Consider the following 26,306-nt stretch of genomic DNA (forward strand, 5'->3'; position numbering starts at 1 on the left):
TTCACCGCAGGTCCCGGTCGCGGCCGGTGCCGGTGCCGTGCGGGAGGACGTAGCGCTGGGGGGCCATGGCGGTGTCGTGGCCGGGGAGGGCGGCCATGACGGCGGTGTGGGCCCGGGTGGGGGTGAGGGGGGTGGGGCCGGGGTCGATGGTGGCGATCAACTCGTCGTTTTCCCAGGTGACTTCGATGTCGCGGGCGGCGGGGAGGGCGGTGCGGAGCAGGTCGGCGACGGCGTCCAGGTCGATCCAGTTGGTGCCGACCTGCTGCCAGCGGGCCTTGTCGCGGCGGGCGGTGGGCAGGCCGCTGAGGGGGGCGATCTCGCTATCGGGGCCGAGGGTGACGTTGCGGGTGCCGGCGAGGTCGAGCAGGCGGAGCAGGGCGTGGGCGAAGAGTTCGGTCTCTTCGCGGTCGAGGACGTCGGGGTGGGTGTGCAGGGTGAACTCGAGGCAGCCGGCGGTGCGCCAGATGTTGAGCATCAGCCGGGTGGGGGTGGGTTCGGCGGGGTACCAGGCGAGGTCGGGTTCGGTGGGCGGGAGCGGGCGGGCGGCGGCGATCTCGGCGGGGACGGTGGCGCTGAGGTCGTTGACCACGACGTGCCGGGCGAACCGGGCGCCGCGGCGGACGGCGACGTCCTCGATGAGCTGCCAGATCCGTTCGGCGTCGAAGGTGGCGTGCCAGTAGCCGGAGAGGGCGTGGGCCTGGGTGCGGGCGATCAGGGTGTCCAGGTCGGGGCAGTCGGTGTCGACGGCGAGCAGGGCGTCCTGGGCGAGGGTGCCGATGTGGTCGGCGAGGCCGGGGCGGTGGCGGTTGGCGGAGAGGGCGGCCATCACCACGGTGGAGCGGGCCGCCCGGTGGGCGGCGAGGACGGCGTAACAGGCCAGCAGGACGGCCGAGTTGGAGGCGCCGGTGCGGGCGGCGGCGCGTTCCAGGGCGGCGGCGCCGGCGGTGGAGCGGACGCCGAGGGTGGGCAGCAGGGTGTCGTTGGGGCCGATCCGGTCGTCGGCGAACACCGAGGTGGGCCGGTCGGCGAGGATGTGCTCCCAGTGCCGCAGGGCGGCCTTGGTGCGGCGCTGCCCGGAGGCGGACTGCTCCTGTTCGGCGACTTCGACGGGGGTGGGCGCGGTGGGCGGGGGCAGGGTGCCGCCGGCGGCCAGGGTCAGCCACTCCTGGAAGAGCAACCCGGTGGCGACGCCGTCGAGTTGGGCGTGGCAGATGACCACGGCGAGCAGCACGGGCGCGTCGTCCCGGGTGAGCAAGGCGAACCGGAGCGGGAACTCGGCGGCCAGGTCGAACGCCTGCCGCCGCCCGTCCCAGCAGTACGCCTCGGCCCGGGCGGCCGGGTCCTCGCCGTCCGCGAGCGGGATCACCCGGACGGTGAACTCGCCTGCGGCGCGGACGCGCTGGCGTTCGGGGTGGCGGTCGGCCGGGCCGGGGAAGACGGTGCGCAGCGCGGCGTGCCGCTCGGCGAGGGTGCGCAACGCGTCGAGGCAGGCCGGGAGTTCGGCGCCGGGCGGGACGCTCCAGGTGGCCTGCTTGTTCATGTGCGAGGGTTCGTCGTGGCGCAGGCAGCGGATCATGTTGTCCTGGCCGAGGGTGAGCGGGCCCTCGGCCTCGGGCGCGGTGGAGCGGTAGTGCAGGGTGAGGGTGGTGTGCTCCGGGGTGTTCCCGGCTGGTGCGGCTGACACGGTGTCAGTCTCCGTTCAGGGCGGTGCCGAGGTGCGGGGGCCAGTCGACGGGGCGGGGGCCGTGGGCGTGCAGCAGGGCGAGGGCGATCCGGTCGAGGCCGAAGGCGGTGCAGGCGGTGTGGCCGGTGGTGCCGTCGGCGGTGAAGTCGAAGGCTTCGCCGAAGTGGTCCTTGTGGATGTTGGCGGAGGCGATGGCCTGGGGCAGGCCGTCGGCCACCGGGACGCGCAGTTCGAACTTCAGCTCCTGGGCGCGCTGGGCGGCTTGGTAGAGCTTGCGGCCGCCGCCGAAGAACGGGTCGTCGGCGAGTTCGACCGAGGGCTTCAGGCCGAGGCCCTCCAGCCAGTCGGCGACCCGCTGCAGCCAGTGCTCGCGCCACTCCTGGCAGTGCGCGGGGGTGCCGGCGGTGACGAGTTCGGCCATCCGGAAGCTGCGCAGCCGGCCGGGTTCGGCGGTGGCCTCCTGCCGGAAGCACTGCGCCTCGACGCTGTAGCGGACGGGCGCGGCGAGGTCCTGCCCGGTCAGGGTGGCGTAGACGGGGTAGCAGGCGGCGGGCAGCAGGACCAGGTCGGTGATCTCCTGCCTGGCGTGCCAGGGGCCGGACTCGGCGATCAGCGGGGCGAGGGCGCGCCATTCGGAGGCGCTGCCGGTGTAGCTGTGCACGGTGCCGAGCAGGTGCGGGAAGGAGGCTGCGAAGCCGGCCCGTTCGATGGTGGCGCGGGAGATCACCGGCGGGACGACCAGCCGTTCGAAGGGCTCGTCGGCGGCCAGCCGGGCGATCGACTCGCGCAGCGCGCCGAGCAGCTTCTCGTAGGCGGCGGGCTGGAGTTGGACGCCGGGCGCGGCGGTGGGCAGCGGGGTGGCGTCGTCGGGGTGGCGGGTGCTCATGGCTCTGCCTCGGTCAGGGTCGGGGCCGGTGGTCGGCGGCGGCAGCGGGGAGGGCGCGGGGCGGGGCGGGCGCGGGGTGGCGGGGGAACGGCGGCGGGCCCGCCTCCGGGCCCGGTCGGGCGTCGGTCACGGGGCGGGTTCCGCGGGTGCCCAGTGGGCGAGGTCGAGGCGGCCGGTCTCCGGTTCGTGGTCGGCGAGCGCGAGGGGGAGGCCGGCCAGTCCGGGGTCGGCGAGGGCCGCACCGAGGGCGGCCCAGCCGCCGGTGTACGGGTTGCCGGGGCGGGCGGTGCGGGTCCGCGGGCCGGGCGGCGGCGTGGCGGCGGCCAGGCCGGGGCCGAGCAGCAGCACCGTGTCGGCGGGCAGTTCGGCGCACAACTCTTTGAGTGCACCGTCGACTTGACGGTCCGTCAGTTTCGGTGTGCTGTGCAGTTCCCGCAGTGCGCGGCCGGGCGTCCCGGCCTCCGGGTCCGCCTCCCAGAGCAGGGCGGCGGCGGAGTGCCGGTCGGGGAGCCGGGCGGGCCGGTGCGGGCGGTGGTGCAGGTCGGCCTGTTCGACGGCGATCAGCAGGGCGCGCCGGGCCCCGGCGGTGCGGGCGTACGCGTCGGCGATCCGCAGCGCGCTGAACGCGGCGCCGGCGCCCTCGTCGCAGAGCGCGAAGGACAGCGGCTCGCCCGGGCAGACCCCGGCGAGGTGCAGGGCCACGGCCTGTCCGGGGCGGACGTCGGGCGTGGCGTACACCAGCAGCAGCAGGTCGACCGGGCGGGCCGGGTCGGTCAGGGCGTCGATGGCGCGTTCGGCCAGCGCGGCGTACGACTGCCCGCGGGCCCCGGCCAGCGCGTCCTCGTCGAGCTGCACCCCGTACGGGCGGGACAGGTCGGCGGTGAAGGTGCGCAGGTCGGGGTCGGCGGCGAGCGGGGAGTGGCCGGGCAGGTCGAGGGCGTGGGCGGCGGTCAGGCGCAGCGGGGAGGCGGCGCGCGACAGGGTGGTGGCGGGGAGCGGTCCGCGGACGCGCACGGTCGTCAGTCCTCGGCGATGACGTGTCCGGCGACGAAGCCCGCCAGGGTGCCGACCGAGCGCAGGTCGTCCTGGTCGATGCCCTCGACGTCGATCTGCACGTCGAGGTGGTCCTCGAGTTCGAGGATGAGTTCCAGGGTGCCGGCGGAGGTCAGGCCGACCTCGTCGAACAGGCAGGCGTTCTCGCCGATCTCGGGCAGGTCGCGCTTGAGCACCCGGGGCAGCAGCTGCAGGATCCCGTCGAGGGCGCGGCCGCGCAGCTCGGGGTCCACGTCGGCGGCGGTTCCGGTGGCGTCCGGGGTGTCGGCGAGGGCTGCCGCGCCGGTGGTGTCCGGAGCGTCGGCGAGGGCTACCGCGCCGGTGGTGGCGTTTTCGGGCAGGGCGAGGTCGGTGGCGGAGTCGGTCATGGCGATCCCCTGATCTGGCCGGCACTCCGGCGGCGTGGCCGGGTGCGGGCGGGTGGACTGGGTGGCGTGGGCGCGCGGCGGCGCGGGCACGGCGGTGCGGGCGCGGCGCAGCCGGGCCCCGGCGGACGTCCGGCCGCCCCCGGTGTGCGGAGGGCGGGACGGGTCAGTGCTGGAGCACCATGGCGGCGAAGGTCGCGCCGATCCCGGACGCGGCGACCAGGTAGCGGTCGCCGCGGCGGAGCAGGCCGCGGGTGGTGGCGGTGTGGTGGTTGAGCAGGATGTCGGCGGCGAAGCTGTGCCCCACCGCCGGGACGTTGTCCAGCACCACGCGGTCGGGCGGGTACCCGGTCCGGCGGCAGATCCGTTTCCAGGAGATCTGGTTGACGTTGTGCGGCAGCAGCAGCCGGATCGAGTCCCAGCTCTCGCCGGCCTCCTCCAGTGCGGCTTCCATCACGGCCGTCATCAGTTCCGGGTAGCTGCGCTGGTACTCCAGCATCAGCTCCGGGTCCTCGGCGAGCCGCCCGTCGAACTCGCCGTGCTGGTCGACCGCGTAGGACAGCACGCGGTCGCGTTCGCCTCCGGCCCGCACCAGGCAGGCCGCCGCCCCTTCGCCGAACAGGGCGGTGTCCGGGACGATGCGGGCGTCCCGGGTGAAGGTCTTCTCGCCCGCCAGGATCAGCGCCGTCGCCGCGGGGTCCGGGTCTGCCGCCAGCAGCCGGCCGGCCACGTCCAGGGCCAGCAGCGAGCCGGCGCAGGCGTGGTGGGTGATGGTGAGGGCACGGGCGTGCGTCAGCCCCAGACGGCCGAGCGCGTCGTGCAGCGGGTTGTGCGGGTAGGGTGCCGCGATCGGCAGGCTGCGCGCGTGCAGCACGTACTTCACGCGGTGTTCGTTGCCGCGCAGCGGGGCCAGGGCCTTCGCTGCGGCGGTGAGCAGGTCGGTCAGGTCTCCGTCGGGGTCCACCCTGACCTGGTCCAGGCCGTGGAACCGGCGGAACAAGCTGATCTGACGTCCTGTCAGTCCCAGGCGCTCCCCGACCAGTTCGATCGGTTCGGCGACGGGCGGCAGGTGGACGGCGACTGCCTCCAGAGCGGTCACGCGGGCTAGTATTCCGTCGCCTCACCGGCCCGCACAAGAGATCGCCGACGCTTCCTTCCCGGGATCCCCCTGTGGTCTGTACCACTCCTCCCTCGTTTGCATACGACTCGTACGGGATTTCCGCCGGTGCCGCCCGAACCCCCGCCGGTTCCGGCCCGTCCGGGGCCGGTTGACGACCCGTCGCGCCCCGTCCGCGCGCACCGGCTCCGCTTCCGTTTCCGCCTCTGAGGAGAACCGCCGATGTCCGCTCCCGCCGTTCCGCTGCGCCTGCTGATCGTGGTGCCCCCGCTGGCCGGGCACCTGCTGCCGGCCCGGGCGCTGGCCCTGGCCTGGGCCGCGCGCGGGCACGAGGTGTCCTGGGTGGGGCCGGAGCCGGCGCTGCGGCCGGTGCTCGGGCCGGACGCGGTGGTGCATCCGACCGGCGCCCGGCTGTTCCGCGAGCAGGCGGTGGGCGGGGCGGCGGCGGTGCGCTCGCTCTGGGAGGGCTTCGTGGTGCCGCACACCCGGTTCACCCTGGGCACGGTGCGGCGGGCCGTCGCGCAGTGGCGGCCGGACGTGGTGCTGGTCGACCAGCACAGCCCGGCGGGCGCGCTGGCCGCGCACGGCGCGGGCGTGCCGTGGGCGAGCTTCGCGCCGTCCTCGCTGGAGATCGGCGACCCGCTGGACGGCGTTCCGTCGGAGGAAGGCGGCGGCAGCGACAACGGCGGCGGCGGGCTGGCCGGTTGGCGGGACGGGGTGCTGCGCGGCCTGTGGGAGCGGGCCGGGCTGCCCGCCGGGCAGTACACCGATCCGCGCTTCTCCCCCGGCCTGGTGGTCGCCACCGGCAGCGCCGCCCTGCTCGGCCTGGACGCCGCGGCCGTCCCGGCGGCGTACGCACTGGTCGGCCCGCTGCTCGCGGAGCGGCCCGAACCGCCGTTCCCGTGGGAGCGGTTGGACCCGGCGCGGCGCCGGGTGCTGGTCACCATGGGGACGCTGTCCGCCGAGGTGGCGGGCGGTTTCCTGGACCGGACGGCGGCCGCGCTGGCCGAACTCCCGGACGTGCAGGCGGTGGTGGCCGCCCCCGGGGAGGCCGTGCTGCCGCCGGGCGCGATCGGGTGCGCGCGCGTTCCGGTGCTGGAACTGCTTGAGCGCGGGGCGGTGGACGCCGTACTGTGCCACGGCGGGATGAACACCGTCGGCGAATCCCTCGTCCACGGCAGGCCGTTGGTCCTCGCCCCGATCCGGCACGACCAGCCGGTGACCGCCGGACGGCTGGCCGCACTGGGTGCGGCCGTCCGGGTCGACTTCGCCACCGCCACCTCCGACCAGCTGCGTGCGGCGCTGCGCGCCGTCCTCGACCGGCCCGGGTACCGGGACGCGGCCGCGCTGCTGGGCCGTCAACTGCGGTCCGGCGGCGGTGCGGTGGCGGCCGCCGAGCGGCTGGAGCGGTTCGCGCGCGCACCGCACCGGACCGGCCCCGCCTGATGGTCCAGACCATTGTCGGCGGGCCGGGTCGGGCCCTAGGGTCTGCTCCGGCGTCCCCCCGCCCCTCCCCCGAAGCTCTTCCGAGCACCCGACCGCACCCGTCCGCACCCGTCCGCACGCGTGCACACCCATTCGCACCCACCGACCACAGGAGTCCGGGTTGATCGTGACCAAGGGGCTGCGCAAGTCCTTCCAGCCCCGCCGCGGCGCCGCCGCCGTCGACGCGGTGCGCGGCATCGACCTGAACGTCGCGGAGGGCGAGATCTACGGCCTCCTCGGCCCGAACGGCGCAGGCAAGACCACCACGCTGCGCATGCTCGCCACCCTGCTCGTCCCCGACGGCGGCGCGGCCACCGTGGCCGGCGCCGACCTGCGCGCCGAGCCCGGCGAGGTCCGCCGCCGGATCGGCTACGTCGCCCAGGGCGGCGGCACCACCGACCAGGCCACCGCCCGCGAGGAACTCGTCCTGCAGGCCCGGATGTACGGCATCCGCAAGGCCGAGGCCGTCCGGCGCGCCGAACAGGGCCTGGCCGCCTTCGGCCTGACCGAGTTCGGCGACCGGGTCTGCAAGACGTACTCGGGCGGCCAGCGCCGCCGCCTCGACCTGGCGCTCGGCGTCGTCCACCGCCCCGGCGTGCTGTTCCTGGACGAGCCGACCGTCGGGCTCGACCCGCGCAGCCGCGCCCAGGTATGGGCCGAGGTCCGCCGCCTGCGCGAGCAGGGCATGACGGTGCTGCTGACCACCCACTACCTGGACGAGGCCGACGCCCTGTGCGACCGGATCGGCATCGTCGACAACGGCGGCATCGTCACCGAGGGCACCCCCGAGGAACTCAAGCGGAAGATCTCCGGCGACTCCGTCACCATCGGCCTGCCCGAGGCCGGGGCCACCGACCGCGCCGAGCGCGAGCTGGCCGAACTCCCCTGCGTGCAGCGTCTGGAGGCACTGCCGGACGGGGACGGGCTGCGCCTGCACGTGGACTCCGCGGCCACCGCGATCCCGCAGCTGCTGCGCACCCTGGCCGCGGCCGGCCTGGAGCCGGAGCACGTCCAGTTGCAGCGCCCCAGCCTGGACGACGTGTTCCTGGCCCTGACCGGCCGCGCGCTGGTCCACAGCGGCTGACCCCCCGCCCCCCCTTTTTTCCCACTTCCTCTTTCCGGTACCGAAGCCCCGAGGTCCCCGTGAAGCTCGCCCGCGACACCTGGCTGGTCTACCAGCGCCAACTCCTCCTGATGGCCCGCTCCCCCGTGTGGATCGCCGTCGGACTGCTCCAACCCCTGTGCTACCTGCTGCTGTTCGCCCCGCTGCTGACCTCCGCGCTGGCCGCGTCCGGCGCGCACAGCACCGCCGACGCCTACCGGATCTACGTGCCCGGGCTGCTGTCCGCGCTGGCCCTGATGGGCGGCCTGTTCACCGGTTTCACCCTGCTGGGCGAGCTGCACGCGGGCGTCATCGAGCGGTCCCGGGTGACGCCGGTCAGCCGGGTCGCCCTGCTGCTGGGCCGGGCGCTGCGGGAGACCACGGCGCTGCTGATCCAGTCGGTGCTGATCGCCGTGCTGGCGATCCCGTTCGGCCTGACCGTGGGCCTGGCCGACCTGCTGCTGGCGCTGGCGATGCTGGCGCTGATGGCCCTGATGGCCTCCTCGGTCTCCTACGGGCTGGCCCTGCTGGTGCCCACCGACGCGGCGCTGGGCCCGGTGGTCAACACCATCGCGCAGCCGCTGGCGCTGCTCTCCGGAACCCTGCTGCCGATCGCGCTGGCCCCGGTCTGGCTGCGCACCGCCGCGTCCTGGAACCCCTGCTACTGGGCGGTGGAGGGCATGCGCGCCCTGTTCGCCGGGCACCTGGACGCCCCCGAGGTGTGGCGCGGCCTGCTGCTGACGGCGCTGCTGATGGCCGTCGCGGTGGCCTGGTCGGCGCGGCTGTTCGCCCAGCGGATCCGCTGACGGCCGAGCGCACGGCTGAGCGGGGCCCGGCGGCCGGTGTGCCGGGCCCCGCTCAGCCGTGCGCTCAGCCGTGCGTTCGGCCGTGCGCTCAGCCGCCTTCCGGCAGCCGCTCCTTGACGAAGGCGGCCAACCGCCTCACCCCGTCCGCGATCCGGTCCGGCGCCAGGTAGGAGCAGGAGAGCCGCAGTTGGTGTTCGCCGCCCCCTCCGGGGTGGAAGCCGTCCATCGGCGTCCACAGCACGCCGTGCTTGCGGGCGCACGCGTCGAGGGCCCGGGCGTCGGCCCGGAACGGCACCGTGACGACGGCGAAGAAGCCGCCGTCGGGGTGGTTCCAGGAGACGCCGGGGACGTCCCGGAAGGCCGTCTCCAGCTCGGCCAGCAGGGTGTCCATGTTGCGGGCGTAGAAGCGCCGGGCGGGCTCGTTGGCGTCCCGCAGGCGCAGTCCGCCGTCCAGCAGCATGCCGCCGATGACGGCCTGGGCGAGGGCCGAGGTGTTGACGGTGGTCATGCTCTTGAGCTTGGCGAGCTCGTCGGCGAGCAGGTCCTCGCGGCCGTCCGGTGCGGCCACCCGCTGGTCGGCGACCACGTAGCCGACCCGGGCGCCGGGGAAGCAGGTCTTGGCGAAGGAGCCGAGGTAGACCACGTTGCCGCGGTCGCCGTCCAGGGCCTTGAGGGTGGGGCGGGGGTCGGCGGTGCGGCCGAAGAAGCCGTACGGGTTGTCCTCGATCAGCAGGACGCCGGTCTCCTCGGCCACCGCCAGCAGCCGGTGGCGGGCCGGTTCGTCCAGGCTGGCGCCGCTGGGGTTGGCGAAGTCGGGGACGACGTAGCAGGCCCGGGGGCGTTTCCCGGCGGCGCGCAGCTCGCGGACGGCCGCGGCCAGCGCCTCGGGGTCGAGTCCGCCGTCGCGCCCGGCCTCCGGGACGGGGTGCACGGTGAGGTCGAGCAGCCGGGCGGCGCCGGTGACGCCGACGTAGCAGGGCGCGGAGACCAGCAGCACGTCGTCCGGCCCGGCGCACAGGGCGCGCAGCACCAGCAGCATGCCCTCCTGGGCGCCGACGGTGACCACCAGCGCCTCGGGGTCGACGTCGATGCCTTCGTCGGCGGCCAGGGCGCGGGCGATCAGCGGGGCGATCAGGCCCTTGGTGCGCCCGTACTGGAACACCTCCTGGCGGACCTGGCTCTCCGTCAGGCCGCGTTCCTCGCGCAGGTGGCGCAGGTAGGTGTCCAGGTGCTTCGGGATGTCGCCCGGGTCGAAGAACTCCTCGTGCGGGCGGCCGGGGGCGAAGGAGACCGCCTCGGGGTAGCGGCCGGTGACCTCGTTGAGGAAGGTCATCGCGTCCAGCAGCGGATCGGCCAGCGAGCCGTGCAGGTCGGCGAGGTGCAGCACCCGGGTCACCGCTGCTGCTCCGCGGCCCGGTAGGCGGCCAGCAGCCGTTCGGCGGCGAAGAGTTGGGCCGCCCGGCCGTCGTCCAGCACGCCGGGCATGGCGAAGAAGCCGTGCGGCATGCCGTCGTAGCGGCGCAGTTCGACCGGGACGCCCGCGGCGCGCAGGGCTTCGGCGTACTCCTCGCCCTCCTCGCGCAGCGGGTCGTACTCGGCGGTGAGCACGGTGGCGGGCGGCAGGCCGGCCAGCGAGGGGGCGCGCAGCGGGGAGGCCAGCGGGTCGGCGGCGTCGGCCGGGTCGGCCAGGTAGTGGTCCCAGTACCAGGCGACCGAGTGCCGGTTGAACAGCGCCGGGTCGTCGTCCGTCCCGGGGGGCGGGACGCGATGGTCGGTGTTGGGGTAGACCAGCAGCTGGTGCAGGATCGCGGGGCCGCCGCGTTCGCGGGCCAGCAGGGTGAGGGCGGCGGCCAGGTTGCCGCCCGCGCTGTCGCCGCCGACCGCGATCCGGGCCGGGTCGAGGCCCAACTCGGGTGCGTGGCGGGCGATCCAGTCGAGGGCGGCCCAGCAGTCGTGGACGGCGGCGGGGAAGCGGTGCTCGGGGGCGTGCCGGTAGCCGACGGCGAGCACGTCGGCGCCGGTGGCGTTGGCCAGGGCGCGGCAGACCGGGTCGCCGGTGTCGAGGGAGCCGAGCGCCCAGCCGCCGCCGTACAGGTAGAGCAGGGCGGGGCCGGGGGCGGCGTCCGCCGGGCGGGGGGCGGGCCGGTAGTGGCGCAGGGCGAGCGGGCCGCCGGGGCCGTCGACGGTGAACTCCTCGACGTGGTGGACTTCTTCGCCCGCTCCGGTGGCGGCCCGCAGGTCGGCGAGGTCGGCGGCGCGGGCCTCGGCGAGGCTGCGGGTGTACAGCGGCGGGGTGCCGGTGGCGGCGCGGCGGGCCCGCATCGCCTCGGCCTGGGGGTGCAGCGGCATCAGTGCGGTCCTCCGGGGGCGGCGTCGGGGGCGACGGCCTCCAGGTAGATCGACTCGTCCTTGCGGAAGGCGGTGTCGAGGGCGGCGACGTCCGGTCGGGCGCCGGTCTGGAACTCCCGTCGTACGACGGTGAACGCGCCGTAACCGGCGCGGTCCAGAACGTACCGCAGTTCGGCTTCGTCGTAGATCCAGCGGTGGCCGAAATGGTAGAAGATCTGGTTCAGCATGAAGGCCCGGCGCTCCGGCATCGGCGGCCCGACCCGCATGGTGCGCAGGCGGCGGCGGTGGCGGCGGAAGAACTGCTCGCGGTCGTCGAGGTAGCCGGTGACGTACTTGGCGAGGTCCGGGGTGGTGATCCGGAGCAGGCCGCCGGGGCGCAGGACGCGGCGCACCTCCGCCAGCCAGGCGACGGCGGTGCCGAGCGGGACGTGCTCGATCAGGTGCTCGGCGTACACCCAGTCGACGCTGCGGTCGGCGAACGGGAGCGGCCGGCCGATGTCGAGGCGGGTGTACAGGCTGCTGCCGTCGATCCGGTAGACCGGGCCGGGGCGGGTGGCGGCGACGGCGCCCTCGGCGTCCGCGTCGGCGTCAGCGTCCGCGTGGGTGTCGGCGTCGGTGTGCAGGCCGACCAGGTCGGTGCCGAGGCCCTGCGGGTGGCGGGTGCGGAACGCGGCGAACTCGATGCCGGTGACGCCGAGCTCGCGGAAGTCCTGGTGGGTGTGCGGCGGTTCGGGGCGGACCAGCTCGATCGAGGTGCACCGGGCGAGGTCGTCGGTGAACGCGTCGGTGCGGGCCTCCAGGCCGTCGGGGTCCTCCCAGTCCCAGTCCGCGAACAGCTCCGCGGCGGGCGCGGTGACGGTGGCCGGGGGCGCTGAAAGGTTCACGGCGGGGGTGCCGGGGGCGGGGGATTCGGTGTGCGTCACGGGGGTTCTTCCGTTCTCTTCCACTTGCTTTGTCGATGCTCCGTCACGGCCCCTATATATAAGGAGAAGCGACGCGCGCTCAGCGGTACGTCCGCGGGCCCTGCGGCCGGGGCGCGAGGGCGCCGCGGTCGAGGTCCGCGAGGGTGGGCCGGCCGGCCAGCACCATGGTGTCGAGCAGTTCCTCGCGCAGCAGGTCGAGCACCGCCCGGGCGCCGTCCGCGCCGCCGTGCGCCAGGCCCCACAGCACGGGCCGCCCGATCAGGGCGGCGCGGGCGCCGAGGGCCAGCGCCTTGGCGAGGTCGGCGCCGTGCCGCAGGCCGCCGTCGACCAGCACCGGGAGGTCGGCCGGGACGGCGGCGACCACCTCGGCCAGGGCGTCCGGCGCGGGCGGGGTGCCGTCGAGCTGACGGCCGCCGTGGTTGGAGACCACCAGGCCGTCCACGCCGTGCTCGACGGCGAGCCGGGCGTCCTCGGCGGTGAGCACGCCCTTGAGCAGCAGCGGCAGCGTGGTGCGCCGCCGCAGCCAGGCCAGGTCGGCCCAGGTGACCGTCGGGTCGAACTGCTGCCGGGAGTGCTCCTCGATGCCGGAGCGGCCCGCTTCGGCCCGTCCGGCGCTGCTGGTGAGCCGGGCCGCCAGGTTGGCGGCGGTCATGCCGGGCGGCAGCGCGAAGGCGTTGCGCAGGTCACGCAGCCGGCGGCCGACCTTGGGCGCGTCGACGGTGAGCACCAGCGCCCGGTAGCCGGCCGCCTCGGCCCGCCGGACCAGTGCGGCCAGCGCCTCGCGGTCGCGCAGCCAGTACAGCTGGAGCCAGCGCGTCCCGTCGGGCGCCGCCTCGGCGATCGCCTCCAGGGTGCGCCCGGCGAAGATGCTGGCGACCAGCAGCGCCCCGGCCGCGGCGGCGGCCCGGGCGGTGGCGCACTCGGCGTCGGGGTGGGCGAGCCCGTGGTAGGCCATCGGGGCGACGCCGTACGGGGCGGCCAGCCGGTCACCGAACAGCTCGGTGCGGCAGTCGGGGGCCGAGACGTCCACCAGGACGCGCGGGCGCAGCAGGTGCTGCTGCCAGGCGTCCCGGTTGGCCCGGGCGGTCCACTCGGATCCGGCCGCGCCGTCGAAGAAGTCCCAGATCACAGCGGGCAGTCGGGCCTTGGCCAGTGCGCCGTGCTCCGCCAGGGTGAGCGGAACCATCGCGTCCGAACCTCCTGATGAACCGTCAACTCGTGCGAAAACGAGGGACAGCGTAGGGGGCGACCAGCCACTGGTATAGACCTTGACCCTTGATGCGCTCCCGTGCAAAGGTCGGCACCGACGGGGGTTCCACACTGAAGCATCACAACTTCCGAACCTTGCTTCCCACACGAGCGCGTGGAGTTGCGTTGACGCTTACCCCAACCCCGGTGCGCGGCGGCACGGTTGCCGCGGACTGGGTGGACGAGCAGTTACTCGCCGGACCGGACGGCGAACCGTGCCTGCGCTTCGGCGCTCCGGTGAACAGGGGCACCCTGCGGGCCCTGGTGACCGAACGGCAGCGGCAGTTGGCCGCCGCCGGGCTCGGCGAACACGGGACGGCGGCACTGCGGATGCCGCCGTCGGCGGAGTTCGTCGCGGTCCTGCTGGCCGTCTGGCGCTCCGGCGCCCGGGCGGTCCTGCTGGACCACCGGCTGACCGCCGTCGAGGTGGACCGCGCGGTGGACCGGCTGCACCCCCGGGTGCTGGTCGAACTCGCCGACGACCGGCCGCGGTTCACGCCGCTGCCGGACGCCGACGAGGCTCCGGCCGAGCACGCCCTGGTGCAGCTCAGCTCGGGCTCGACCGGCCCGTCCAAGGTGATCGCCCGGACGGCCGCCGACCTGCTGCGCGAACTCGACTGCTACGCGCGGCTGCCGGAGTTCCCGACCCGCGGCGAGCGCACCGTGCTGCTGTCCTCGACGGTGCACGTGCTCGGCCTGGTCGGCGGGCTGCTGCACGCCCTGCACGCGGGCGTGGAGCTGGTGGTGCCGCAGCGGGCGACCCCGACCGGCATCCTGGCCGCGATCGCCGAGGGCGGTGCCCCGACCACCGTGATCGGGGTGCCGTTCCACGCCGAACTGCTGGCCGCGGTCGCCGCGCCGCCCGAACTGCCGCAGCTGCGGCGGATGGTGGTGGCAGGCGAACTCGTCCGCCCGCAGCTGCCCGCCGCGTTCCGCGCCCGCTACGGGGTGCCGCTGGGCACCATGTACGGGATGACCGAGACCGGCGTGATCGCCACCGACCTGAGCGGCCGCCACCATCCCGCGGTGGCGCCCGTCCACGGGATGCGGCTGTCCCTGGCCGGCGGCGAACTGCACATCGCCCGGGAACACTCCCCGTACCTGGGGCCGACCGACCCTACCCGCTGGTCGGACGGCCTGCTGCACACCCGCGACGCCGCGCTGATCGAGGACGGCACCGGCCTGGTGACCGTGCTCGGGCGGCGCGACTCACAGATTTCCATCGGCGGCCTCAAGGTCGACCTGAACGAGGTCGAGCAGGCCCTCACCGGGCTCCCCGGTGTGGTCGAGGCCGTGGTGCTGTTCGCCGACGGCGCGATCGAGGCGTACGCCGCGACCGCCGAGGGCGTCACCTCCGCGCCGTCCGAACGGGGCGGCCCCGCCGAGCAGTTGCGCGAACTGCTGGGCAAGGAGCTGGCGGGCTACAAGCTGCCCCGCCGGCTGCACCTGATGCCGCGGCTCCCCCGGACCGCCACCGGGAAGCTGCTGCGGGACGTCGCCGCCCTGCGCCGACAGGCCGACGCCGCCCGCTGATCCACCCCTCTCTCCCTTTCCGCCCCTTCCGTTCCGGTGCGGTGCGCCCGGCCCGGTGGACGGCTCCAGACACCGTCCGCCCGGCCGTCGGCGCGCCCTGCCCGGAACCGCCCCTTCCTTCCCCTCCCGATTGCGCTGGAGATCCTTCCATGCAGGAACAGATCCGCTCGTTCGTCCTGACCACGCTGGCCGCGATGAACTACGACGTCTCGGACGTCACTTCGGAGACCGACCTCGGCCCGGCCGGCCTCGACCTGGAGTCGCTGGCGCTGGCCGACCTCGCGGTGCAGGTCGAGGAGGAGTTCGGCATCCGCTTCGAACTGGACGACATGGAGTCCACCGCCCTGATGACCATCGACGAGTTCAGCGCCGAGGTCGCCGCCCGGATCGCCAAGTCCGCGGTGGGCACCGCCCGATGAGCACCGACGCCAGAACCCGCTTCGACCGGGCCGAGGCCCTGGCCATGCTCGCCCGCTACGGCGACCGCGCCCCCGAGCAGGTCGACGAGCACCTGGGCTCGCTGGAACTGACCTGGCTGATCGCCGAGGCCGAGCAGACCTACGGCGTGCAGGTCGACCTGGACGACGAGCACCTGGACGCCATCCGCACCGTGGACGACGCGGTGGCCGCGCTCGGCGCCCAGCTCGCCGCGGTCCGAGGCGGGGCGGGAGTCACCGCGGCCCAGGACGGTGCGGGAGTCGCCGCGCCATGACCCCGACCGCACTCCGGAACGGCCCGCCCCGGCGCGCCGTCCTGGTCGGCGGCATAGGGGTGCGGTCGGCGTTCGGCGCCGGGCTCGACGCCCTGACCGACGGCGTGCTCGCCGGGCGGGCCGCCTTCGCCCCGGTGCAGCGCTTCCGCACCACCGCGCACCGCGCGGACCGGGCCGCCACCGGACCGGGCTCGCCCCGGCTGGCCGACCAGCTGGTCGCGGTGCTCGCCGAGGCGGGCGCGCTCTCCGGCCCGGCCGGACCCGAACAGCCTTGCGCAGAAGAGGAGTTGCTACTCGCCCTGCACGGCGACCGGCGGGCCGGACCGGTCGCCGCCGAGGTCGCCGAACGGACCGGGCTGCGGCCCCGGGTCTACACGGGGGCGTGCGTCGCCGCGTCCACCGCGGTCGCCGACGCGGCCGCACTGATCGCCTCCGGGCGGCGCGAACGCGTGCTGGTCGCGGCCGGGTACCTGGTCGAGCCGGACACCTTCGCGGTGTTCGACGCCGGCCGGGCGCTGGCCGGGGACGGCGCCGTCCGCCCGTTCAGCCTGGGCCGCAAGGGCATGCTGCTCGGCGACGCGGCGGTCGCCGTGGTGCTGGAGTCCGCACCGGCCCTGCGCCGGCGCGGCGGCCGCGCGCTGGCCCGGATCGCCGGGTGGGCCCGGACCGGGGACGCCTTCCACGTCTGCCGCCCGCACCCCGACGGCACCGGCCTGGCCCGGGCGGTGCACGACGCGCTCGCCCGGGCGGGCGCCGGACCGGACGCGGTCGGCTACGTCAACGCCAACGGCGCGGGCTCCAAGCTCGGCGACCTGGCCGAGGCCGCCGCGCTGCGCGCCGTCTTCCCGTCCGGCACCCCGCCGGTCAGCTCCACCAAGTCCGTGCACGGCCACGCCCTGGAGGCTTCCGCCCTGCTCGAACTCGCCGCCACCGTCGGCACGTTGCGCGCCGGATCGCTCCCCGTGAACGCCGGCTGGCAGGCCCCGGACCCCGACTGCCCGCTGGACCTGGTGCTGGACCGCCCCCGCCCGGCGTCCCCCGCCCTGGCCCTCACCGTCAACGCCGCGTTCGGCGGCGCCAACACCGCCCTCCTGGTGGCCCCCGCCTGACCTCGCCCCCCGGCAACCGGTCCCGGCGGCCCCGTCCGCCCCGTCTCCTCCCGTTCCCCCGTCTCCTCCCGTTCCCCGTCCGGCTCTCCCGGCCCGCACTCCTGGTGGCACCCGCATGACCGCCCCGAGACCCGCCCCCGTCCTCGCTCCCGACCATTCGCCTCCGCATCCGCACCTGCATCCGACACCGCAGGCACCGCAGGCACTGCAGGCACCGCAGGCACTGCAGGCACTGCAGGCACCGCAGGCTGCGCCGACGGTGCCCCGCGTGCTCGCCGGGCCGCTGCGGGTGCTGGCCGCCGCCCGCTGGCCGGACGGGCCGGAGGACGAACTGCCCGCCATCGCAGGGTTCGTGGAGTCCGCGTTCAGCCCGCTGGTGGCCGAGGTCGCCGAGCGCTGCCTGCGGGCCCGCTACGGTGCGCCGCCCGCCGTCGGGGCGCCGCGCACCGCGCTGCTGCTGGCCAGTCCGAGCGGCGACACCGGTACGGCGGACGCGCTGGCCCGGGCCACCGCTGCCGGGCAGCGGGTCGCCCCGCTGCTGTTCTTCCAGTCGAACCCGAACGCCGTGCTCGGCCACGTCGCCGCCCGCTGGCAGGTGGACGGTCCGGTCGTCGCGCTCGGCCCCGGCTTCCCGGACGGGCCCGAACTGCACGAGCGGGCGGCCCTGTTGATCGAGGACGGCGACGCCGAGCAGGTGCTCCTGATCACCGCCGTCCAGGGCCCGCCCGACCGCGCCACCGCCGTCCTGCTCGCCCCCTGAACCACCGCAGCCCCGCAATCCCCCCGCACCCCCCGCACCCCCGGACTCCCCGTCGCGCGCCGCGGCCCGCCGAGGGGACCTCCCCCTTTCCCGCACCACGAGAAGAACGGGAACGATGAGCCTCCGCACCCTTCGCGCCGTGCTGTCCGCCGACAGCTCCGTCGGCGCCGGCAACGTCCTGACCACCCGCGTCGAGCAGGGTCTCGGCCCGGACTCGCCGACCCTGACCTTCGACACCCCCGTCGACGCCCACCCGGCGGGCGAGTCCCTGACACTCAGTCAACTCGACCTGGCGGTAAGGATCCGGGCCGCCGCCCTGCACGCCCGGGGGGTGCGCCGCCGCGACCCGGTCGCCGTTCAGGCGTCCGCCGCGGCCGACCAGGTGCTGTGCTTCCTCGCCCTGAGCCGCCTCGGCGCGATCCCGGCCCTGCTCAACCCGGCGCTGGACGCGGACACCACGGCCCGCTACCTGCGCCGGTTGAACGCGGTCGGGCTGCTCGCCGACACCGCGCACGCCAAGGCGCTGGCCGACGCGGCCCCCGCCGATCCGGCCCTCGGCGATCCGGGCTGCGGCACCCCGCTGCTCGCCGACATCGCCGAACTCGCCGGCGGTGAACCGGAGTCGGCGCCCGAGCCGTACCGGCACTGGCCGACCGACCCGGTGGCGATCACCCACTCCTCGGGCACCACCGGCCTGCCGAAGGCGGTGCTGCACACGCACGCCAGCCTGTACGCGGCGATCCGGCACCGCCTGCTGCTGCCCCGCCCGCAGGGCATCGACCGGGTGCTCAGCGCCCTGCCGGCCGCGCACGCCGCGACCCTGATCGCGGTCAACCTGGCGCTCAGCTTCGACGCCCAACTGCACCTGATCTCCGGCCAGTCGGGGCCGGCGGTGCTGGACGCCATCGAGCGCTGGCAGCCGCAGGGCGTGTACGGTTTCGCCACCACCTGGGCCGACCTGGCCCGGCAGGACCTCTCGGCCCGTGACCTGTCCTCGGTCGGCCTGTGGTGGAACACCGGCGACTGCGCGCACGAGGCGCACATCCGCCGCCTGGTCGCCCAGGGCTCGCGGGAGACCGCCACCCGGCAGGGCCGGGTCCGCACCGCCGGGTCGGTGTTCGTCGACGGCCTGGGCTCCTCCGAGATGGGCCACTCGCACTTCCACATCACCCACACCGTCGACTCCGCGCGCTACGGCCGCTGCGTGGGCCGCCCGCACGCCTTCGTCGACTGCGCGGTCCTCGACCCGGACGGCAACGAGCTCGGCCCGGGCCTGGTCGGCGAGCTGGGCACCCGCTCGCCCACCCTGTCGCCCGGCTACTGGAACGACTCGGTGACCACCCACCGCACCCGGGTCCGCGACTACTTCCTCACCGGCGACCTGATGTACCGCGACGAGGACGGCTACTACTACCACGTGGACCGGGCCGTCGACACCGTCGACCTCGGCGACGGCCGCCGCCTGCACACCGCCGCCAGCGAGGAGCGCGTCCTGGCGGCCTGCCCGGACGTGCACGACTGCACCGTGGTCGCCTTCCGCGACGGCGACCGGACGGTCGCGGACGTGCTGCTGCAACTCGACCCGGCCGCCGTCCGCGCCGCCACCCAGGACGACGCCCGCACCGCGACCCAGGACGATGCCGGGACCGCCGCCCGGACCACCGAGGTGCTCGCCGCGCTGGAGCCGCACGTCGCCGCCGTCGTCCGCTCGGTCCTGGTGGTCGAGGACGCGGACATCCCGCTCGGGCCGACCGGCAAGGTCCGCAAGGTGCTGCTGCGCCGGCGCCACCTCGCCGCAGCGACCTCGGCGACCTCGGCGACCTCAGCGACCTCGGCGACCTCGGCGGCCGCCCGATGAGCACGGTCGCCGCGCAGGTCACCGGCATCGGCTGGGTGACGCCGCTGGGCCGGGCCGTGCCGGAGGCGTTCCGGGCGCTGGCGGCCGGCCGTTCCGGCCTGGTCGCCCCGCCGGAGGGGCACCCGGCGGGGGGCTGGCTGCGGGTGGCGGGCATCGCCCCGCCCGTCCCGGCCACCGAGGTGCTGCCGCCGACCGAGACCCGGGTCGCCGACCGCTTCCTGCTGCTGGCGCTGGCCGCCGCCGAGGACGCCCTCACCGACGCGAAACTGACGATCCGTCAGGATACCGACCCGGAGCGGGTGGCGGTGGTGCTGGGCACCGGCGGCGGCGGGCTGGAGAGCTACGAGCAGCAGGCCGCCGGGCGGCGCGAGCGCGGCCGGGCCGCGGTCAGCCCGTACCTGCTGCCGGGCATGCTGTCGAACATGGCGGCCGCCCGGATCGCCATCGCGTACGGCATCCGCGGCTACAGTTCGGCCGTGATCACGGCCTGCGCGGCGGGCGCGCAGGCGATCGCCGAGGGCCTGCGGCTGATCCGCGGCGGCGAGGCGGACGTGGTGGTGTGCGGCGGCGCGGAGGCCCCGCTGCACCCGACGATCGCCGCCGCCTTCGACAACTCCCGTGCACTGGCTGCTGGTTGGGATGATCCGACGCAGGCGTCCCGGCCGTTCGACGCCCGCCGCAACGGCTTCGTGCTGGGCGAGGGCAGCGCCGTCCTGGTGCTGGAGAGCGCCGAGCACGCGGCGGCCCGCGGCGCGAGCGGCTACGCCTCGCTGGCCGGCTGGGGCGCGGCCACCGACGCCCACCACCCGACCATGCCGCGCCCGGACGGGGCGGGCGCGGTCTCGGCGATGCGGGCCGCGCTGCGCTCGGCGGGCCTGGAGCCGTCGGCCGTGGACTACGTGAACGCGCACGGCACCGGCACCAAGCTCGGCGACGTCGCCGAATCGGCGGCGCTGCGCGAGGTGTTCGGCGCGCACGAGCCGTTCGTCAGCTCGACCAAGGGCGCGACCGGCCACCTGCTGGGCGCCTCGGGCGCGGTGGAGGCGGCGGTGTCGGCGCTGGCCGTCGCCGAGGGCCTGATCCCGCCCACCCTGAACCTCGAACAGCCGGACGGGGCCTGCGCGTTGCGGCACGTCCGGGGCGCGGCCGAGCACAGCGTCGTGCGGCACGCCCTGTCCAACTCGATCGCGTTCGGCGGCCACAACCTGAGCCTGCTGTTCGGTCCGCCGAGCATCACGGCCAAGCACCTCGGAGGGGACTCATGACCGTGCCGGGCATCGCGTACACCGAACTGTACGTGGAGGACGCCCACAAGTACGCCGCGCGGCTGCGCGACGACTGGGGCTTCACGCTGTACGAGCCGGCGGCGGCCGCGCCGGGCACCGCGCAGGTGGTGGCGCACCAGGGGTCGGTCCGGGTGCTGCTGACCTCGGCGGTGGAGGCCGACCACCCGGTGGCCGGCTGGGTGCGGCGGCACGGCGACGGCGTCGCGGTGATCGCGCTGCGGCACGCCGACGCGGCGTCGGCGGCCGCGGCGGCCGAGCGGGCGGTGGCGGCGGGCGCCGTACGGCTGGACGGGGCGGGCACGGTGTCCGGCTTCGGCGACCTGGCGCTGCGCTTCACCGGCCCGGAGGACCTGCTGCCGCCGGGTGAACTTCCGGGCCCGGGTTCGCTGTTGTCGCTGGACCACGTGGCGGTGGTGGTGCCGGGCGGGCAGCTGGGCGACTCGGTGCGGTGGGCGGTCGAGGGGCTGGGCCACCGGGAGGTGTTCCGCGAGTACGTGGAGGTCGGCGACCAGGCGATGGACTCCCGGGTGGTGCAGAGCCCGTGCGGGACGGTCACCTTCACCCTGCTGGAGCCGGACACCTCGCGGGCGTCCGGCCAGATCGACGGCTTCCTGGCGGCGCACGGCGGCGCGGGCGTCCAGCACCTGGCCTACGCGACGGGCTCGATCACCGTCGCGGTACGGGAGTTGGCGGCCCGCGGGGTGGCGTTCCTGAGCACGCCGGGCGCGTACTACGACGCGCTGGAGTCCAGGCTGGGCCCGACGGCCATCCCGGTGGCGGAGCTGCGCGACACCCACGTGCTGGTGGACCGGGACCACGGCGGCGAGCTGTTCCAGATCTTCGCCCGCTCCACCCATCCGCGCCGGACGCTGTTCCTGGAGCTGGTGGAGCGGCGCGGCGCCGGCAGTTTCGGCACCGCCAACATCAAGGCCCTGTACGAGGCGGTGGAGCGCGAGCGCGCCACCGCGGACAGCTGAGCAGAGGGGAGAGGGAAGTGACCACCGTCATCGAGCAGTTCGCGTTGACCGAGGAGGAGTCGGCGCTGCTGCCGACCGTCGAGGAGGTGCTGGAGTACGCGGAGCGCGGCTGGTACCTGTCGCGGCGGCTGTTCTCCGACGCCGAGCTGGACACCCTGCAGGCCGCCACCGAGCGCTACTACGCGGGCGAGCGGGACCGTGAACTCCCGGCGCGGCCGCCGCACCTGGCGTCCTGGAAGCCGTCGGACGGGCCGGTGCAGCGGCACAACGACTACGTGCACTACGAGCACGCGGAGATCGGCCGGATCCTGCGCAAGCCGCTGCTGGGCGCGGTCGCGGCGCGGCTGGCGCAGGCGGCGGAGGTCCGGCTGTTCCAGTCGACGCTGATCTACAAGCCGCCGGTGCCGGGCGAGCCGAGCAACGTGGTGCCGTGGCACTTCGACAAGCACTACTGGCAGACCTCCACCTCGCAGCGGATGCTGACGGCGTTCCTGCCGTTCCACGACTGCACGGAGGAGATGGGCACCATCACCATGGTGGACGGCAGCCACCGCTGGGAGGAGCGGCCGGGCGGGGACGACTCGACCCGGCACTTCGCCGCCCGGGACCGCTCGGAGCTGGAGCAACTGCTGCACGAGAACGCCGAGTTCAACGGTACCGAGGTCCGCACCGTGCCGGTGGAGATCCCGCGCGGGCACGTGTCCTTCCACCACTGCCGCACCTACCACGGCTCGGGCCCGAACCGGTCCGCGCAGCCGCGCCGGGCGGTGTCGCTGCACCTGCAGGACGGGTCGAACCGGTACCGTCCGTTCCTGCGGCCGGACGGCTCGCCGGTGGCGTACAACCACGACGCGGTGGTGCGGCGGGACGCGAACGGGCGACCGGACTACGCGGACCCGGAGTTCTGCCCGGTGCTGTGGCGGTCGAGCCGGTGAGCCTGCCGCACCTGACGGACCCGGCGGGCCGGTACCGGGCGATGCGGCTGATCCGCTCGTTCGAGGAGCTCGCCCTGGAGTGGGTGCGCTCGGGGCTGGTCGTCGGCGGCACGCACCCGTACATCGGGCAGGAGGCGGTGGCGGTCGGCGTGTGCGCGGCGCTGGATCCGGCCGACCAGCTGACCTCGACCCACCGCGGGCACGGGCACGTGCTGGCCAAGGGCGCCGACCCGGGCCGGCTGCTGGCCGAACTGCTGGGCCGGGTGGGCGGGTTGAACGGCGGCCGGGGCGGGTCGATGCACGCCGCGGACTTCTCGCTGGGCATCCTGGGCGCCAACGGCATCGTCGGCGCGGGCGCGCCGATCGCGGTCGGCTCGGCCTGGGCGGCGCAGCAGCGCGGCGAACCCACCGTGGTGGCCTCGTTCTTCGGCGACGGCGCGCTCAACCAGGGCGTGCTGCTGGAGGCGTTGAACCTGGCGTCGATCTGGCGGGCGCCGGTGGTGTTCGTCTGCGAGAACAACGGCTACGCGACGACGCTGCCGGCCGCCGCGGCGGTGGGCGGTTCGGCGTGCGGCCGGGCGGCGGCGTTCGGCATCCCGGCCGAGACGGTGGACGGGATGGACGTGGAGGCGGTCCGGGCGGCGGCCGAACGGGCGGTGCAGCGAGCACGCGCGGGGGGCGGGCCGTCGTTCCTGGAGTGCCTGACGTACCGGTTCGAGGCGCACCACACGATGGAGCGGCGCTTCCGGCTGTCGTACCGGACGGCCGCGGAGGTGGCGTCCTGGCGCGAGCGCGACCCGCTGGCGACCGGCCTGCCGGAGGCGGCCCGCATCGATCGCGAGGTGGCCGAACTCCTTTCCGCCGCCGCCGAGTTCGCGCTCGCCTCGGCGGAGCCGGATCCGGCGACGGCCACTGACCACCTGTACGCGAGCGGGCTGCGGCCCCGGTCGGGAGCGGCCCTGTGACGCTGTTGTCGTACGCCAAGGCGATGAACCGGGCCCTGTCGGACGCGCTGGAGGCCGATCCGGCGGTGTGCGTGTTCGGCGAGGACGTCGGCGCGGGCCTGGCCGGGCTGACACCGGGCCTGCAACGACGCTTCGGCGCCGGGCGGGTGGTGGACGTGCCGCTGTCGGAGCAGGCGTTCACCTCGGCCGGGATCGGGGCGGCGCTGAACGGGATGCGGCCGGTGATCGAGTTGCAGATCCCGTCGCTGCTGTTCCTGGTGTTCGAGCAACTCGCCAACCAGGCGCACAAGTTCCCGCTGATGACGGGCGGGCAGGCCCGGGTGCCGCTGACCGTGGTGGTGCCGGGTTCGGGCTCGCGCAGCGGCTGGGCGGGCCAGCACTCGGACCACCCGTACGGCCTGTTCGCGCACGTGGGCATCAAGACGCTGGCGCCCGCGACGCCCACCGACGCGTACGGGCTGCTGAGTTCGGCGATCGCGGACGACGACCCGGTGGTGCTGTTCGCCCCGGCGGGGGCGCTGGCCGTGCGCGAGGACGTGACGGCGCCGCTGGCGCCGGTGCCGATCGGCGCGGCCCGGATCCACCGCGCGGGCACCGACGTGACGGTGGTCGCGGTCGGCCACCTGGTGCACCAGGCGGTGGCGGTGGCCGAGGAGTTGGCGGACGAGGTGTCGGTGGAGGTGCTCGACCCGCGCACCCTGTACCCGCTGGACCGATCCGCCCTGGTGGAGTCGCTGCGCCGCACCGGCCGGCTGGTGGTGGTCGACGACTCCAACCGCTTCGCCGGGTTCGCCGCCGAGGTGCTGGCGGTCGCCGCCGAGGAGTGCCGCCTGCTCGCCCCGCCGCTCCGGGTCACCCGCCCGGACGGCGCGGTCCTCCCGTTCGCCCCGGCCCTGGACCGGGCGCTGCAGCCGGGCGCCGAGCAGTTGCGGGACGCGGTCCGGGCCGTGCTGAAGTGACGGCCCGGCCCCGGCGGGGCGACGGCCCGGCCCCGGAGCGGTGCGCACCGCTCCGGGGCCGGGCCTCTGCGGTCATCCACCGCTTCCCGCGCGGCAGTTGACGGCTCGGGGGTGGGTCCGCGGTCAGGCCCGGCCGAGCCACAGGTCGGGGCCGAAGACCTCGTAGTGGATGTCGGCGGCGGGCACGCCCGCGGCCAGCAGCTGGGTGCGGACGGAGCGCATGAACGGGAGCGGGCCGCACAGGTAGGCGACGGCGTCGGCGGGGACGTCCAGGCCGGTCAGGTCGACCCGGCCGGTGCGGTCGGCGGGCCACTCGCCCTCGGGGCGCTCGTACCAGACGTGCGCCTCGGCGTCGGGGAGCTTGTCGACCAGCAGCGCGAACTCCTCGCGGAAGGCGTGCGCGGACTCCTGCCGGTCGCCGTGCACGGCGATCACCTTGCGGGCGGCGCCGGTCTCGGCGAGGTGGGTGAGCATCCCGACGATCGGGGTGCAGCCGATGCCGGCCGAGGCCAGCACGACCGGACGGTCGCCGTCGGCCAGCTGCACGTCGCCGAACGGGGCGCCGACCAGCAGGGTGGCGCCCTCGTCGACGTGCTGGTGCAGGTGGTTGGAGACCTCGCCGGCCGGGTCGCCGGCGACCTTCTTGACGGTGATCTGCAGGCCGCCGTCGGGCTGCCCGGACAGGCTGTACTGGCGGATCTGGTGGGCGCCGTCGGGGAGTTCGACCTGCACCGAGACGTACTGGCCGGGCTTGTGCGCCGGGACGGGGCCGCCGTCGGCGGGGCGCAGCAGGAAGGTGGCGACGTCGGCGGTCTCGGCGGTGCGGGCGGCCACCGTGTAGCGGCGGCGCTCGCCGCGGGTGCCGCTCTCCTCGTACAGGCGGGCCTCGATGGCGATCAGGGCGTTGGCCATCAGCCAGTACACCTCGTCCCAGGCGGCGGCGACCTCGGGGGTGACGGCGTCGCCGAGCACCTCGACGATGGCGGCGAACAGGTGGGTGTGGACCACCTGGTACTGGTCGGGGGCGATGCCGAGCGAGGCGTGCTTGTGGGCGATGCGGGCGAGCATGGCGTCCGGCCGCTGGTCGGGGTGCTCGATCAGCGCGGTGGCGAAGGCGGCTATCGAGCCGGCCAGCGCCTGGCGCTGGCTGCCGTCGGCCTGGTTGCCCCGGTTGAACAGGTCGCGCAGCAGCTCGGGGTGGGCCGCGAACAGCCGGTCGTAGAACGATCCGGTGATCTCCCCGATGGCCGCGCCCACCACGGGCAGGGTGGCACGCACGGTCTGCGCGGACTTCTCGGACAGCATCCGAAACTCCAAACTCGCATCTGAGATGCGCATTCAATGGCATGGAAAACCGACACGCGGAACCGGGCGGAGGACCGACCGGGGACCGGACGGGGACCGGACGGGGACCGGTGGAGAACTGCTGGTGACCGCATGGGGCCCGCCCGGCGTCCGCATGGTGACCGCCTGGGGCCCGCCTCGATGCTCGCCCGGGCGGGCTACGGCGAGGAAGGGCCGAACGGCCCCGGCCCCGGCGGGCCACCCGGACCTCCGGGGGGCCCTCCGCCCCCGGCGGGCCGCCGAACACCGGCAGTCCGAGCAGGACCGGACCGCCGGGCTCGCTCGGCACGCCGACCAGGTCGTTGACGGTCAGCGGGTCGAGGGTGGCGAAGAACGCCTCCTGGGCCCGCCGCAGCGCCCCGCGCAGCCGGCAGGAGTGGCGCAGCGGACAGGGCGGCTCGTCCTCGCAGCCGACCACGTCGCCGACGCCCTCCAGCTCCCGGACGGTCCGGCCGAGCGATCCGGTGCGCCCGGCGGCGGTCAGGGCGAGCCCTCCGCCGCGGCCGCGCCGGGCCTCGACCACGCCCAGGTGCTGGAGCCGGCTGACCACCTTCGCCGCGTGGTTGTAGGGGACGCCGACCGCCTCGGCCACCTCGCGGGTGGTCGGGGTCTGGTCCTCGTCCAGCACCGCCAGGCGCATGGCGATGCGCAGTGCGATGTCGGTGCTCTTGGTCAGCCTCACGGGCCTGACTCTAATCAATTGCGCATCTTGGATACCAATTACACCGGTGTCTGGTGCGTCACGTCCCGGCGCCCCTCCGCCCGGTCCGCGCGCCGCCGTCGCGGACCGGTGATCCTGCTCACCCTCGTGCGGCGCACCAGCAGCCGGCCCCGCCGCCCCGCTAGCCTC

The 26,306-nt window shown here is 75.4% G+C and carries 24 protein-coding genes and 1 pseudogene; 14 read left to right on the plus strand and 11 right to left on the minus strand.

What is annotated here, in order from left to right; all coding sequences use genetic code 11:
- Position 1 precedes the first annotated feature (1 nt).
- The 5 genes from EDD39_RS27455 to EDD39_RS27475 all read right to left on the minus strand — a co-directional run bounded on the left by EDD39_RS27455 (position 2) and on the right by EDD39_RS27475 (position 5,087).
- Complete coding sequence (locus EDD39_RS27455) at positions 2–1,684, minus strand: condensation domain-containing protein (protein WP_123561239.1); 1,683 nt, start codon at positions 1,682–1,684, stop codon at positions 2–4.
- A gap of 4 nt (positions 1,685–1,688) precedes the next feature.
- Positions 1,689–2,570: a class-II aminoacyl-tRNA synthetase family protein gene (locus EDD39_RS27460; RefSeq protein WP_123561241.1), complete on the minus strand. Its 882-nt coding sequence runs from the start codon at positions 2,568–2,570 to the stop codon at positions 1,689–1,691.
- 126 nt (positions 2,571–2,696) lie between these two features.
- Positions 2,697–3,584: a 2-hydroxy-acid oxidase gene (locus EDD39_RS27465; RefSeq protein WP_123561243.1), complete on the minus strand. Its 888-nt coding sequence runs from the start codon at positions 3,582–3,584 to the stop codon at positions 2,697–2,699.
- A 5-nt stretch (positions 3,585–3,589) separates the two neighbouring features.
- Entirely contained in the window at positions 3,590–3,991 is a 402-nt protein-coding gene (locus tag EDD39_RS27470; RefSeq protein ID WP_244257316.1) for an acyl carrier protein, read from the minus strand.
- 163 nt (positions 3,992–4,154) lie between these two features.
- A complete protein-coding gene (locus EDD39_RS27475) occupies positions 4,155–5,087 on the minus strand; it encodes a 3-oxoacyl-[acyl-carrier-protein] synthase III C-terminal domain-containing protein (protein ID WP_123561245.1) in 933 nt (310 codons plus the stop codon).
- A 240-nt stretch (positions 5,088–5,327) separates the two neighbouring features.
- Between EDD39_RS27475 and EDD39_RS27480 the strand changes: the two genes are divergently transcribed.
- The 3 genes from EDD39_RS27480 (at position 5,328) to EDD39_RS27490 (ending at position 8,498) form a co-directional block, all read left to right on the plus strand.
- A complete protein-coding gene (locus EDD39_RS27480) occupies positions 5,328–6,551 on the plus strand; it encodes a glycosyltransferase (RefSeq protein ID WP_123561247.1) in 1,224 nt (407 codons plus the stop codon).
- 166 nt (positions 6,552–6,717) lie between these two features.
- A complete protein-coding gene (locus EDD39_RS27485) occupies positions 6,718–7,674 on the plus strand; it encodes an ATP-binding cassette domain-containing protein (protein WP_208765710.1) in 957 nt (318 codons plus the stop codon).
- 59 nt (positions 7,675–7,733) lie between these two features.
- Positions 7,734–8,498 carry an ABC transporter permease gene (locus EDD39_RS27490; RefSeq protein WP_123561251.1) on the plus strand — a complete coding sequence of 255 codons (765 nt, stop codon included), beginning with the start codon at positions 7,734–7,736 and terminating at the stop codon, positions 8,496–8,498.
- Positions 8,499–8,586: 88 nt separating this feature from the next.
- Here the strand turns inward: EDD39_RS27490 and EDD39_RS27495 are convergent, their stop codons facing one another.
- The 4 genes from EDD39_RS27495 to EDD39_RS27510 form a co-directional block, all read right to left on the minus strand.
- A complete protein-coding gene (locus tag EDD39_RS27495) occupies positions 8,587–9,894 on the minus strand; it encodes an aminotransferase-like domain-containing protein (RefSeq protein ID WP_123561253.1) in 1,308 nt (435 codons plus the stop codon).
- Positions 9,891–10,847 carry an alpha/beta hydrolase gene (locus tag EDD39_RS27500; RefSeq protein WP_123561255.1) on the minus strand — a complete coding sequence of 319 codons (957 nt, stop codon included), beginning with the start codon at positions 10,845–10,847 and terminating at the stop codon, positions 9,891–9,893. The genes EDD39_RS27495 and EDD39_RS27500 overlap by 4 nt, the downstream gene beginning before the upstream one ends.
- Positions 10,847–11,770 (minus strand): class I SAM-dependent methyltransferase, encoded by a 924-nt coding sequence (locus EDD39_RS27505; protein ID WP_123561257.1) that lies wholly within the window; start codon positions 11,768–11,770, stop codon positions 10,847–10,849. The genes EDD39_RS27500 and EDD39_RS27505 overlap by 1 nt, the downstream gene beginning before the upstream one ends.
- Positions 11,771–11,849: 79 nt before the next feature.
- Positions 11,850–12,956: an alpha-hydroxy acid oxidase gene (locus tag EDD39_RS27510; RefSeq protein WP_123561259.1), complete on the minus strand. Its 1,107-nt coding sequence runs from the start codon at positions 12,954–12,956 to the stop codon at positions 11,850–11,852.
- Positions 12,957–13,144: 188 nt separating this feature from the next.
- Here EDD39_RS27510 and EDD39_RS27515 point away from each other — a divergent pair, with 188 nt between their 5' ends.
- The 11 genes from EDD39_RS27515 (at position 13,145) to EDD39_RS27565 (ending at position 24,112) form a co-directional block, all read left to right on the plus strand.
- Complete coding sequence (locus EDD39_RS27515; protein WP_123561261.1) at positions 13,145–14,551, plus strand: class I adenylate-forming enzyme family protein; 1,407 nt, start codon at positions 13,145–13,147, stop codon at positions 14,549–14,551.
- A 149-nt stretch (positions 14,552–14,700) separates the two neighbouring features.
- Positions 14,701–14,970, plus strand: coding sequence for an acyl carrier protein (locus EDD39_RS27520; protein WP_123561263.1), 270 nt, complete (start codon positions 14,701–14,703; stop codon positions 14,968–14,970).
- A complete protein-coding gene (locus EDD39_RS27525) occupies positions 14,967–15,263 on the plus strand; it encodes an acyl carrier protein (RefSeq protein ID WP_123561265.1) in 297 nt (98 codons plus the stop codon). The genes EDD39_RS27520 and EDD39_RS27525 overlap by 4 nt, the downstream gene beginning before the upstream one ends.
- Positions 15,260–16,372 (plus strand): beta-ketoacyl synthase N-terminal-like domain-containing protein, encoded by a 1,113-nt coding sequence (locus EDD39_RS27530; RefSeq protein WP_208765665.1) that lies wholly within the window; start codon positions 15,260–15,262, stop codon positions 16,370–16,372. Before EDD39_RS27525 ends, EDD39_RS27530 begins: the two co-directional genes overlap by 4 nt.
- Positions 16,373–16,631: 259 nt before the next feature.
- Complete coding sequence (locus EDD39_RS27535) at positions 16,632–17,132, plus strand: hypothetical protein (protein WP_208765666.1); 501 nt, start codon at positions 16,632–16,634, stop codon at positions 17,130–17,132.
- 115 nt (positions 17,133–17,247) lie between these two features.
- On the plus strand, positions 17,248–18,990 hold the full coding sequence (locus EDD39_RS27540) for a class I adenylate-forming enzyme family protein (protein WP_123561267.1): 1,743 nt from the start codon (positions 17,248–17,250) through the stop codon (positions 18,988–18,990).
- Positions 18,987–20,255 carry a beta-ketoacyl-[acyl-carrier-protein] synthase family protein gene (locus tag EDD39_RS27545; RefSeq protein ID WP_123561269.1) on the plus strand — a complete coding sequence of 423 codons (1,269 nt, stop codon included), beginning with the start codon at positions 18,987–18,989 and terminating at the stop codon, positions 20,253–20,255. The genes EDD39_RS27540 and EDD39_RS27545 overlap by 4 nt, the downstream gene beginning before the upstream one ends.
- Positions 20,252–21,253 (plus strand): VOC family protein, encoded by a 1,002-nt coding sequence (locus tag EDD39_RS27550; RefSeq protein WP_123561271.1) that lies wholly within the window; start codon positions 20,252–20,254, stop codon positions 21,251–21,253. Before EDD39_RS27545 ends, EDD39_RS27550 begins: the two co-directional genes overlap by 4 nt.
- 17 nt (positions 21,254–21,270) lie before the next feature.
- Positions 21,271–22,188: a phytanoyl-CoA dioxygenase family protein gene (locus EDD39_RS27555; protein ID WP_123561273.1), complete on the plus strand. Its 918-nt coding sequence runs from the start codon at positions 21,271–21,273 to the stop codon at positions 22,186–22,188.
- Positions 22,185–23,153: a thiamine pyrophosphate-dependent dehydrogenase E1 component subunit alpha gene (locus EDD39_RS27560; protein ID WP_208765667.1), complete on the plus strand. Its 969-nt coding sequence runs from the start codon at positions 22,185–22,187 to the stop codon at positions 23,151–23,153. Before EDD39_RS27555 ends, EDD39_RS27560 begins: the two co-directional genes overlap by 4 nt.
- Positions 23,150–24,112: an alpha-ketoacid dehydrogenase subunit beta gene (locus tag EDD39_RS27565; RefSeq protein WP_123561275.1), complete on the plus strand. Its 963-nt coding sequence runs from the start codon at positions 23,150–23,152 to the stop codon at positions 24,110–24,112. Before EDD39_RS27560 ends, EDD39_RS27565 begins: the two co-directional genes overlap by 4 nt.
- A gap of 123 nt (positions 24,113–24,235) precedes the next feature.
- On the opposite strand, the gene EDD39_RS27570 is transcribed toward EDD39_RS27565, so the two are convergent.
- Positions 24,236–25,417: a globin domain-containing protein gene (locus tag EDD39_RS27570; RefSeq protein WP_123561277.1), complete on the minus strand. Its 1,182-nt coding sequence runs from the start codon at positions 25,415–25,417 to the stop codon at positions 24,236–24,238.
- Positions 25,418–25,700: 283 nt separating this feature from the next.
- Positions 25,701–26,138: pseudogene (locus tag EDD39_RS27575) on the minus strand (RrF2 family transcriptional regulator); the annotation flags it as partial.
- Positions 26,139–26,306: the final 168 nt, after the last annotated feature.

This window comes from Kitasatospora cineracea (genome assembly GCF_003751605.1).
In the GTDB taxonomy this organism is placed as follows: Bacteria; Actinomycetota; Actinomycetes; order Streptomycetales; family Streptomycetaceae; genus Kitasatospora; species Kitasatospora cineracea.